The organism is Saccharopolyspora antiqui, from assembly GCF_052246905.1.
Lineage (GTDB): Bacteria > Actinomycetota > Actinomycetes > Mycobacteriales > Pseudonocardiaceae > Saccharopolyspora.
In genome coordinates this window covers 105309-115833 of record NZ_JBQQBO010000025.1, presented here as the reverse complement: position 1 = coordinate 115833, position 10525 = coordinate 105309, and the positions used below count along the sequence as shown (strand labels likewise).

General features: G+C 71.1%; 10 protein-coding genes. 7 read left to right on the top strand and 3 right to left on the bottom strand.

Annotated elements, in window-relative coordinates:
* The first annotated feature begins 181 nt into the window (after positions 1-181).
* The 6 genes from ACTWQN_RS30710 (at position 182) to ACTWQN_RS30685 (ending at position 5409) form a co-directional block, all read left to right on the top strand.
* Positions 182-1771 carry an ABC transporter substrate-binding protein gene (locus tag ACTWQN_RS30710; protein ID WP_443207105.1) on the top strand — a complete coding sequence of 530 codons (1590 nt, stop codon included), beginning with the start codon at positions 182-184 and terminating at the stop codon, positions 1769-1771.
* Positions 1768-2742 carry an ABC transporter permease gene (locus tag ACTWQN_RS30705; RefSeq protein WP_443207104.1) on the top strand — a complete coding sequence of 325 codons (975 nt, stop codon included), beginning with the start codon at positions 1768-1770 and terminating at the stop codon, positions 2740-2742. The genes ACTWQN_RS30710 and ACTWQN_RS30705 overlap by 4 nt, the downstream gene beginning before the upstream one ends.
* Positions 2735-3613, top strand: a complete 879-nt coding sequence (locus ACTWQN_RS30700; protein ID WP_443207103.1) for an ABC transporter permease — start codon at positions 2735-2737, stop codon at positions 3611-3613. The genes ACTWQN_RS30705 and ACTWQN_RS30700 overlap by 8 nt, the downstream gene beginning before the upstream one ends.
* The gene (locus ACTWQN_RS30695; protein WP_443207102.1) at positions 3610-4551 is read left to right on the top strand and encodes an ABC transporter ATP-binding protein; all 942 of its coding nucleotides are present in this window, start codon (positions 3610-3612) and stop codon (positions 4549-4551) included. Before ACTWQN_RS30700 ends, ACTWQN_RS30695 begins: the two co-directional genes overlap by 4 nt.
* Entirely contained in the window at positions 4524-5186 is a 663-nt protein-coding gene (locus ACTWQN_RS30690) for an ABC transporter ATP-binding protein (RefSeq protein ID WP_443207101.1), read from the top strand. Before ACTWQN_RS30695 ends, ACTWQN_RS30690 begins: the two co-directional genes overlap by 28 nt.
* 64 nt (positions 5187-5250) lie before the next feature.
* On the top strand, positions 5251-5409 hold the full coding sequence (locus ACTWQN_RS30685; protein WP_443207100.1) for a hypothetical protein: 159 nt from the start codon (positions 5251-5253) through the stop codon (positions 5407-5409).
* Positions 5410-5541: 132 nt separating this feature from the next.
* On the opposite strand, the gene ACTWQN_RS30680 is transcribed toward ACTWQN_RS30685, so the two are convergent.
* The 3 genes from ACTWQN_RS30680 to ACTWQN_RS30670 form a co-directional block, all read right to left on the bottom strand.
* Complete coding sequence (locus ACTWQN_RS30680; protein WP_443207099.1) at positions 5542-6840, bottom strand: hemolysin family protein; 1299 nt, start codon at positions 6838-6840, stop codon at positions 5542-5544.
* A 112-nt stretch (positions 6841-6952) separates the two neighbouring features.
* Positions 6953-7636, bottom strand: coding sequence for a YqeB family protein (locus tag ACTWQN_RS30675; RefSeq protein WP_443207098.1), 684 nt, complete (start codon positions 7634-7636; stop codon positions 6953-6955).
* Positions 7637-7736: 100 nt separating this feature from the next.
* Positions 7737-8996 carry a M14 family metallopeptidase gene (locus ACTWQN_RS30670; protein WP_443207097.1) on the bottom strand — a complete coding sequence of 420 codons (1260 nt, stop codon included), beginning with the start codon at positions 8994-8996 and terminating at the stop codon, positions 7737-7739.
* A 205-nt stretch (positions 8997-9201) separates the two neighbouring features.
* Between ACTWQN_RS30670 and hisD the strand changes: the two genes are divergently transcribed.
* Positions 9202-10518, top strand: a complete 1317-nt coding sequence (gene hisD / locus ACTWQN_RS30665) for a histidinol dehydrogenase (RefSeq protein WP_443207096.1) — start codon at positions 9202-9204, stop codon at positions 10516-10518.
* Positions 10519-10525 lie beyond the last annotated feature (7 nt).

Here is a 10525-nt window from a genome sequence, read left to right as displayed (position 1 = left end):
CCGCCCCCCGCGGTTGTTCTCACGCACGACCCAATCGGAGCCCAACATGGGTCCCGTCAGGCAAGCGGGGGATCCCGGAGTCGAGAAGGCCTCTGCGGTTCCGCTACCCGCACCGCCGCGCGAGCCAAGATCACACACCGAGTTATTGAGAATGTCTTGCAATAGCACTTAAGGTTCAGGAGTGCTGAATCGTCGTGCCTCATTCGTCGCTGCTGCGGTCGTGCTGGGTTTGTCGGGGGCCGGTTGCGCCGCGCCTTCCGCGCCGGGGTCCGGGGATCCGGGGTCGATGCTGCTCGCCGATGGTTTCGAGCCGGAGAGCCTCAACCCGCTGCTGGGCTACGGAGCGGAAGGTGCGGCGAAGTTCTACGACGGGCTGCTGGCCTTCGACGGTCGGGCCGCGCTGCGCCCCGCGTTGGCCACCGGGGCACCGCAGTCCACAATGGACGCCAAGACCTGGACGGTCCAGCTCCGCGACGGCGTCCGCTTCCACGACGGCACGCCGTTGGACGCCGAGGACGTCGTCGCGACCTACCGGGCGGCGATCGACCCCGCCTACGCAGCCACGGTCAGCTCCGAGTTCGACATGCTCGCCGACGTCCGCGCACTCGACCCGCACACCGTGCGCTTCGACCTGAAGATCCCGTACGCCGCCTGGCCGTCGAAACTGGTGCTCGGCATCGTGCCGAGCGAGCAGCTGGCCGAGCCCGAGCCGCTGGAGAACTCCGGGCTCAACACCAAACCGGTCGGCACCGGCCCCTACCGGCTCGTCGAATGGCGGCAGGGTGACCAGATGACCTGGGAAGCCAACCGCGACTACTGGGGCGGCGCCCCGGCGATCGGCAAGGTGACCGTCGTCTTCGCCAAGGACGACAACACCCGCGCCCAACGCCTGGCCGCCGGCGAATTCGACGGCACGGTGCTGCCACCGGTGCTGGCCGAGAGCGTCGGTCGCGACGGCTACCGCACGGTGCACCACAGCACCGCCGACTACCGCACCATCGCGCTGCCGGGCACCCACCCGGTGGCCGGTGACCGCGCCGTGCGGCAGGCGCTGAACCTCGCGGTCAACCGCGACGGCATGATCCTGGCGCTGCTGGGCGGGCACGGCAAACCCGCCCACACCCCGATCCCGGAATCGATGGGCGCCAACTACGAACCCACCGCCCGCTTCGACTTCGACCCGCGGCGCGCCGGGCAGCTGCTCGACGACGCCGGATGGCTGCCCGGCGCGGACGGCATCCGGGCGCGCGGCGGGACTCGCGCCCAGTTCACCGTGCTGTACTTCGCCGACGACAGCCTGCGCAAGGACCTGGCCAGCGCGTTCGCCTCCGACGCCAAGGCGATCGGCATCCAGGTCGAGCTGGCCGGGGTGGATCGCTCGGCCGTTCCGGCGCGGCTGGCCACCGACGGGATCGTGCTCGGCGGCGGGAACCCGATGGACCCCGACCCGCAGGCCTACACCAGCCTGCATTCGTCGGTGATCGGCACCGGCACCTACAACAACCCCGGCCAGTACCGCAACGCCGAGGTGGACGCCGCGCTGGACCGCGCCCGGCAGGAGTTGGACCCGGCCCGGCGCGCCGAGTTCTACCGGCAGGCGCAACGCGCCTACGTCGCCGATCCGGGCCTGGTGTACCTGGCGTTCATCGACCACAGCTACGTGATGCGCGACGGCAAGTGGTCCGGCTACCAGCCGCCCGTCGAGCCGCACACCCACGGGACCACCTGGGGTCCGTGGTGGAACATCGAGTCCTGGAAACCGCAGGCATGAGCCGCGCGATCGGCCGCTTGGTGCTGCGGCGGATCGGGTTCGCCGCACCGGTGCTGGTGATCGTGGCCTTCGGCGTGTTCCTGCTGGCCGCGGCCTCGCCGTTCGACCCGGTCCACCAGTACTACGGCGTGCAGCTCTTCGGCGCGTCCGCCGCCGATGTCGCCGAGGTGCGGGCCCGGTTGGGGCTCGACGACCCCGTGCTGGTGCAGTTCTGGCGCTGGGTCGCCGGGGTGCTCGGCGGCGACCTCGGGGTGTCGCGGTCGTTCCGCCAGCCCGTCGCGCAGGTCGTCGCCGAACGTCTACCGTGGACGGTCCTGCTGGCCGCGACCGGACTCGCGCTGGCAGTGCTGCTCTCGCTGGTGCTGGGCACCATCGCGGCCTGGCGGCAGGGCGGCTGGCTAGACCGGTTCGTCACCGCAATCGGGCACGCGCTGGAAGGCGTGCCGCCGTTCGTGCTGGCGCTGCTGGCGATCGCGGTGTTCTCGCTGGGCTTGGGCTGGCTTCCGGTGGCGGGGCTGACCGATGCGGGCGCCGCGGTGTCGGTCGGGCAGGTCGCCGAGCACCTGGCACTTCCCGCGGTGGTGCTGGGCGTTTCCCAGTCTCCGTGGCTGGTGCTGCACGTCCGGCAGTCCATGCTGACCGCGTTGTCCGAGGACCACGTGACCGGGGCGCGCGCCCGGGGGCTCGCGGAAGGCGCCGTGGTGCTGCGGCATGCCTTGCCGACCGCGCTGCTGCCGTTCGTCACGCTGATCGGCGCGCGGATCCCGGAGCTGGTCACCGGTGCGGTGCTGGTCGAGGAGGTCTTCTCCTGGCCGGGCTTGGCCGCCGCCGTGGTCACCGCCGCGACCGCGGTGGACTACCCGCTGCTGGCGATCGTGACGTTGGTCGCCACGGCGGCGGTGCTGGCCGGATCGCTGCTCGCCGACATCGCCGCGATCGTGCTCGACCCGAGAGTGGTCGCCGATGGCTGAGTCCGCATCGACCAGAACCGCGCCCTGGCGGGCGGCGGGCCGAAGCCGCGTCGGGATGCCTCGGGCCCGGCTGTGGGGTGCGTCGGGCGCCCTCGCGGTTCTCGTGCTGGCCGCGATCGTGGTGCCCGCGATGTTCGGCAGCGAGTCCGTGCGCTACGACTCGATCCGGCTCGCACCGGCTCCGGCGCACCCCTTCGGCACCGACTCCGGCGGCCGGGACCTGTTCGTGCAGTCGATGTCCGGATTGCGGATCTCCTTGCTGGTGGCCGGATTCAGCGCTGCGGTGTCCACTGTGCTCGGTTCGCTGGTCGGTGCGGTGGCGGGCGCGGTCGGCGGGTGGGCCGACCGGCTGCTGATGCGCCTGGTGGACACCGTCAACTCGGTGCCGCACCTGCTGCTGGGCATCGTGATCGTCGCGCTGTACCGGGGGAGCCTGGTGGCGGTGATCCTCTCCATCGCCCTGACGCACTGGACGACCGTGGCGCGCATCGTGCGTTCCGAGGTGCTCTCCTTGCGGCAGCGGCCCTTCGTCGAAGCGGCGATCGCGGGCGGATCGTCGCGGTGGCGGATCCTGCGGCGGCACCTGCTGCCCGCGATCGTGCCGCAGGCCGCGCTGTCGGCCGTGCTGCTGGTGCCGCACGCGGTCTGGCACGAGACGGCGCTGAGCTTCCTCGGTCTCGGCTTGCCGCCGCACCTGGCCAGCATCGGCAACATCCTCGGCGACGGGCGGGACGCGGTGCTGCTCGGCGCGTGGTGGATCGTGCTGTTCCCGTCGCTGCTGCTGGTCGTCACGACGCTGGCGGTGTCCGGGTTGGCCGCGACCTGGCGCGATCTGGTGGTGCCGCGGCGGCGATCGGAGTTGGCGCTGTGACCGAACTGCTCGAACTCGACCGGCTTTCGGTGCGCTTCCTGCTTGGGCAGCGGGCCACGGTTCGGGCGGTGACCGACGCGACGCTGCGGCTGCGGCCCGGTCGGGTGCTCGCCCTGGTCGGGGAATCCGGGTGCGGCAAGTCGGTGCTGGCCGCGGCACTGCTGGGCTTGCTGCCCGGCAACGCCCAGGTGCGCGGCAAAGCCGTGCTGCGCGGCGGCATCGAGTTGCTGTCCGCGCCGGAAGCCGTGCTGGCCAGGCAGGTTCGCGGCCGGTTGATCGGCCTGGTGCCGCAGTCGGCCAGCACCCACCTGACCCCGGTGCGCACCGCGCGCAGCCAACTCGTCGAGACGATCCGCGCGCTCGGCGCCGCGACCGGAGCCGACCAACTCGCCGAACGGGTCGGGCTGAACCCCGCTGACCTCGACCGGTACCCGCACGAACTCTCCGGCGGCATGGCGCAGCGGGTCGCGCTGGCGCTGGCGCTGGTCGCCGACCCGCAGGTCATCCTCGCCGACGAGCCGACCACCGGGCTGGACCGGCCGCTGGTGCACCGCACCGTCGACCTGCTCGCCGAGGCCGCCACCGACGACCGCGCGGTGCTGCTCATCACCCACGACCTGGCCGCGGCGCGGCGGGTGGCCACCGACGTGGCGGTGATGTACGCCAGCCGCATCGTCGAGGCCGGGCCCGCCGAGGAAGTGCTCACCGACCCCTGGCATCCCTACACCGCGGGGCTGCTCGCGGCGCTGCCCGACGGCGGGTTCCGGCCGATCCCCGGCCACCCGCCGATGTTGACCGAACTGGACCGCATCGAACAGGAGTGGGGTTGCGTGTTCTGCCAACGCTGTCCGGAGGTGCCCGGATTCGCCCCCTGCACCGGTGATCCGGAGCTGCGCGAGCACGGTGACCGGTGGGTCGCCGCACATCCGCCGTGCTGAGCGCGACCGGCCTGGTCGCTGGCTATCGGCGCGGCGAACCGGTGCTCGACGGGGTCGACCTGGACGTGCCCAGCGGTGCGGTGGTCGGCCTGGCCGGGCCGAGCGGGTGCGGCAAGTCCACATTGGCCAGAGTTCTCGGGCTGCTGCACCAGCCGTGGGCCGGTCGGGTCGTCCTCGACGGCGACCCGGTCACCGGCTTCCGGCACACGACCCCGCGCGCGCAGCGCACCGCGATCGGCATCGTCTTCCAGCAGCCGCGGCCCGCCGTCGATCCGCGCTTCACGCTGCGCGAGATCGTCGCCGAACCGCTGCGCGCCACCGGCCGCGCCGATGACGTCGACGCGCTGGCCGATGAGGTGGGGCTGACCGCGGAACTGCTGTCCCGGCGGCCGCACGAGGTCAGCGACGGCCAGCTGCAACGGGCCTGCCTGGCGCGCGCGTTGGCGCTGCGGCCCCGGTACCTGATCTGCGATGAGATGACCGCGATGCTGGACGCGTCCACGACGGCCGCGCTGGTGCAGGTCGTGAACCGGCACGTCCACGAGCACGACACCGGGGTGCTGGCGATCAGCCACGACGAGGATTTGCTGCGGTGTTGGGCGGTGCATGTGGTTCGCTTGGGCCAGTCGATGTGACATGGTGGGGCCGAACGCGGTCGCGGGGGACCGCTCGAATGACGACGGATCCGAGGAGTCGACGTTGAGCGAGGGCGAAGGCACCACCTTCATGCAGTGGCGGGAACGGTCCCAGACGGAAGTCCGCGACGACCGGCCGAAGATGCGCGCGGTCATGATCACAGCCGCGATCGTGGTCGTCATCGGCATCGCAGTGGGATCCCTGATCCTGCTGATGTCCTAACCCCGCACCGCCGCGGGCGATGAGTTCGGAGTGAAGGGCACCTTCGACCGAGTAAGCCGGTCAAAGGTGCCCTTCACTCTTCATCCGATCGAGAACTCGCGATGGTGGGAGCCTTGGAGGTTGCGCGCCTTCTCAGGTTTCGGGTTCGTTGAGTCTGGTGACTTGTAGGCGGGCCACGCGGTGGCCGTCCATGGCGCGGACCGTGAAGCGGTGCCCGAGGGCTTCCACGTAGTCGCCTTCGGCCGGTACCCGGCCCAGGCGGCTGACGACGAAGCCTGCCACGGTGTCGTAGGGGCCTTCCGGCAGTTTTATCCCGGTCTGCTGCTCGAAATCGCTGCGGTGCAGCAGACCGTCGGTCTCGAAGCTGCCGTCCGCCCTGGGCCGGACCGGGATGGCACTGGGGTCGTACTCGTCCCAGATCTCGCCGACGACCTCCTCCACCAGGTCCTCGACGGTGACGATGCCCGCGGTCCCGCCGTACTCGTCCACCACCACCGCCAGGTGCCCGCCGCCGCGCCGCCGCATCTGCGTCAACGCGGCCAGCACCGGCTTGCTCGCCGGTAGCGCGGTCACCGGCCGCGTCAGGTCGCCGACGGTGCGCGCCGCAGCGCCGTTGTCGTGCGTGGTGGTGAGCAGGTCGCGGACGTGGATGAACCCGACGACGTCATCAGCGGTGTCCCGGATGACCGGGTACCGCGAATGCGGCTTGCCCGCCACCTCGTCGATCGCATCGGCCAACGACATGGTGTGGTCCAGGAAGTCCACCTCGGTGCGCGGCACCATGACCTCGCCGAGTACCCGGTCGGTGGCCCGGAAGGCGTCGCTGAGCAGCCGCCGCTCCTCGACGGTCAGCTGCTCGTTGGTGCGCACCATGTCCCGCAGCTCTTCCTCGCTGACCTTGTCCGAGGCGGCGCGCGGGTCGATGCCGATCAACCGGACCACCGAGTTGGTGGACTTCGACAGCAGCCAGATCAACGGCCGCGACAGCGCCGCCAACCGGTCCAGCACCCCGGCGGTGACCAGCGCGACGGCCTCCGTCCGCTGCAGCGCCAGCCGCTTCGGGGCGAGCTCGCCGAGCACCAGCGACAGGTACGACACGAACAGCGTCACCACCACCAGCGCCAGCGACGCGGCCAACCCGATCGGCAGGCCCCAGCCCGTCAGCACCGGCTCGATGCGCACCGCGATCGTCGCGCCGCCGTAGCTGGAGGCGAAGAACCCGGCGAAGGTGACGCCGATCTGCACCGCGGACAGGAACCGGTTGGAGTCCTCCCGGAGCTTGGCCACCCGAGCACCGCGCCGGTCGCGCTCGGCGAGCTTGCGGACCTGGCTCTCGCGCAGCGAGACCAGCGCGATCTCCGCAGCCGCGAAGTAGCCGCCGAACAGCACGAACAGCAGCACCAAAGCGACGTTCCACGCGACGCTGTCCATCTTCCGATTCTTTCATTTCCGGTGGTCGCGGGCTGTTGGAGCCGAGCCGGGCGAGAGCGGTTCCGCGCCGATCTCGCTGCGCCCAGCGGCTGAGCGCCCGCGAGGACAGGCGCTAGGAGGTTGCTCGCCAGTACTGGCGCTTCCGCTCGTCGCGGACCAGGATTCCGCGGTTGGCGAGTTCGGTGCGCAGCAGCGCCGCTTCCTTCCCGTCGCGCTTGCGCAGCGCGCGGTCGCGGGCGGCCAGCAGGGTGTTGATCCGCAGCGACAGTTCCGGCGTGTCTTCGACCCACAAGCTGTAGTGGCCCGCGAACGGATCCTTGTCGCGCCACGGGTAGCGGTGCTCGGTGAAGGCCCGGCGCAGCGACCGCTTGTCCAAATCGGACTTCTGCCGAACCAGCTCGGCACCGGAGTCGTCCAGCAGCACCAGGTGCTTGCCGTCCACGAAGACCGAACCGATCCCGGCGCGCTCGACGTGCTGCTGCGACCGCCCGACGGCCAGCGCCACCTGCTGCGCGGAAACCGTGACGGCGAGCCGCTCCTGCGCCATCAGCCCGGCGAACCCGACGCCGATGATCGCGCCGATGGCGATCGCCCCGACCGTGCCCCACGGATCCGGCGCCGATGCGGCCAGCTCGAACACGCCCTGGAACGGTGCCCACGGCAGCGCGGCGACCCAGGTCGACACCAGCCGCAGCAGGAACACGACCAGCGCCCCCAGCAACGGGCAGAAGATCCACGAGCCGCGCCGGATGAACGCGTGCTCGGCGACGGTGGTGGCGTCGGGGTCTGCGGCCATGCGGCCATTATCCCGTCGTGGGTGTGCGGCCTGGCGCCACCGCGAGAACGGGCCCGGGGCGCTGGTCGCACCCCGGGCCCGGTTTCCCCTCATCTCCGGATCAGGCGCCTGCCTCGCGGAGCAGGATGTCCACCGCGCCGTCGTTGCGGGCGGTCTCCTGCTGGATGACCTCGTCGGGCGGGTAGAAGCCGTCGATGCCGCCACCCTCGGCCGGGTACATCTCGAAGGTGAAGGCCAGGATTCGGTGCTGGCCCCACATCCAGTCCAGGCTGTCGCCGTCGGTGATGTAGAGGTCGCTGGACTGCTGCGGCGTGTAGCCGTTGGAGCCGGCCATCTCGCCGCCGATCCGGGCGAACCTGTCGTACTCCTCCTGCGTCATACCGTCGGTGACGTCGTCGAAGGTGTGCCCGAACGGCCACAGCACCAGCTCGGAGTAGGTGTGGAAGTCGATCGCGGCCTTGATCTGCTGCGTGCCGCCGACCACCCGCGAGTCGATGAAGTCGCGCATCGCCGCGGTTTCCGGAGCCGACCACTCGGCGGTGCCCCGGTAGGTTTCGGCGTCCGGGTTGTCGCTGGAGCCGCCGCAGCAGCCCCACAGATAACCCCAGTTGCGGTTGAGGTCGGTGCCGGTGTCCTGCCGGTTCTTGCGCCAACCCTGGTACTGGCCGGACTCCACGTCGTAGATCGAGCCGTCCGGGTTGACCACCGGGATCACCCAGATCTCCCGGTTGTCGACCACGTCCTTGATGGCCGGGTCGGTGTAGTTGTCGGTGAACCGCTGAGCGATGTGCAGGCACATCTCGGTGGTCAGGTGCTCGCGGGCGTGCTGGTTGCAGTTGAAGAGGACCTCGGGTTCGTCCTCGTCCTGCGCGACGTTGTCGCTGATCTTCAGCACCGGGATGTCACGGCCCTCGAAGGACGTGCCGATGCTGGACTTCGCCGCGATGTCGGGGTGTTCGCTGACCGTCGCGTCGAGCTCGGCGACCATCTCGTCGTAGTTGTGGAAGCCCTGGTCGTCGGGCGGGAAGTCACCTGGCACCCGCTCCGTGCCGCTGAGCTGCTGCAGCGCCTCGGCGACCTTGGTCTCCTCCCGCAGCGCGAACCCGGCGGCCCGCAGCTGTTCGGCCTGGGCCGCGGTGGCCTCCACGGTCGCCACGCCCGCGGACACCGAGAGGACCTGGGCACCGGTGCGGTTGATCTCGGTTCGAGTCTGGCTGTCGGTGTTGGGGACGGTGTAGATGGCCGAGTCCTGGGCGGCGGTGGCGGTCGGCTCTGCGGACACGCTGGCCTGGATCGGTGCCAGCAGGACCAGGCATGCGGCGGCCGCCACCGCCACAGCCCTGCGCCGGGAGCTGAACATCGGGTCTCCGATCGATCACTGGTTGTGATGTTGGAAGGTTGGAGGAGCGACCCGATGTTGGCAAGCCACTGGCGAACAATGGTCTGCTGTTGACATTTTCCCATTTCGGGCGGGCGGGGCTGGCGGCCGGGAAGCAGGTTCGCGGACGGCCCGGACCGGCGACGATTACCCTGGTCGTGTAGCCCCGGGGACTGAAAGGACGCTCATGCTCACCCGTACCGACCTGCGCGGTCGTGTTCCGTCCACGTCGAAGCTGCGCGCGACGCTGCCGCGCGCCGAAATGGACGTCGAGCACGTGCTGCATCTGGTTCGGCCGGTGATCGAGGCGGTCCGCGACCGCGGGGTGGATGCGGTCCTGGAGTTCACCGAGAAGTTCGACGCGGTTCGACCGGAACGGGTGAGGGTGGCGGCCGCGGAGCTGCGCCGCGCCCTCGACGAGCTCGACCCGGCGGTGCGCGCCGCCCTGGAGGAGTCGATCGCCCGCGCCCGCAAGGTGCACGACGACCAGCGGCGCACCGACACCACCACGCAGGTGGTGGCCGGTGGCACGGTCACCGAGCGCTGGGTGCCGGTGGCCCGGGTCGGCCTCTACGCGCCGGGTGGGCTGGCGGTCTACCCGTCCAGCGTGGTGATGAACGTGGTCCCGGCGCAGGCCGCCGGGGTGGAGTCGCTGGTGGTGTGCAGTCCGCCACAGGTCGAGTTCGGCGGTCTGCCGCACCCGACGATCCTGGCCGCCGCGCAACTGTTGGGCGTCGAGGAGGTCTGGGCGGTCGGCGGCGCGCAGGCGGTGGCGTTGCTGGCCTACGGCGGCCACGACACCGACGGCGCGGAGCTGCTGCCGGTCGACCTGGTGACCGGGCCGGGCAACGTCTACGTGACCGCCGCCAAGCGGCACCTGCGCAGCCTGATCGGCATCGACTCGGAGGCCGGGCCCACCGAGATCGCGGTGCTGGCGGACGAGACGGCGGACCCGGTGCACGTGGCCGCCGACCTGATCAGCCAGGCCGAGCACGACACGCTCGCCGCGAGCGTGCTGGTGACCACCTCGCCTGCGCTGGCCGACGCGGTGGACGCGGAACTGCAGCGCCAGGTGGCGCAGACCAAGCACACCGAGCGGATCAGCACCGCGCTGCGCGGTCGGCAGTCCGGCTGCATCTTGGTGTCCGATGTGGACGACGGGCTTCGGGTGGTGGACGCCTACGCCGCCGAGCACCTGGAGATCCAGACCGAGGACGCCGATGCGGTGGCCGCGCGGGTGCGCAACGCGGGCGCGATCTTCGTCGGCCCGTACGCGCCGGTGTCGCTGGGCGACTACTGCGCCGGTTCCAACCACGTGCTGCCGACCGGCGGCTGCGCGCGGCACTCCTCCGGCCTGAGCGTGCAGAGCTTCCTGCGCGGCATCCACGTGATCTCCTACAGCGAGCAGGCGCTGCGCGACGTCGCCGACAACGTGGTCGCCCTGGCCAACGCCGAGGACCTGCCCGCGCACGGTCAGGCGATCACCGCCCGCTTCTCCCGCTGACGCGCCC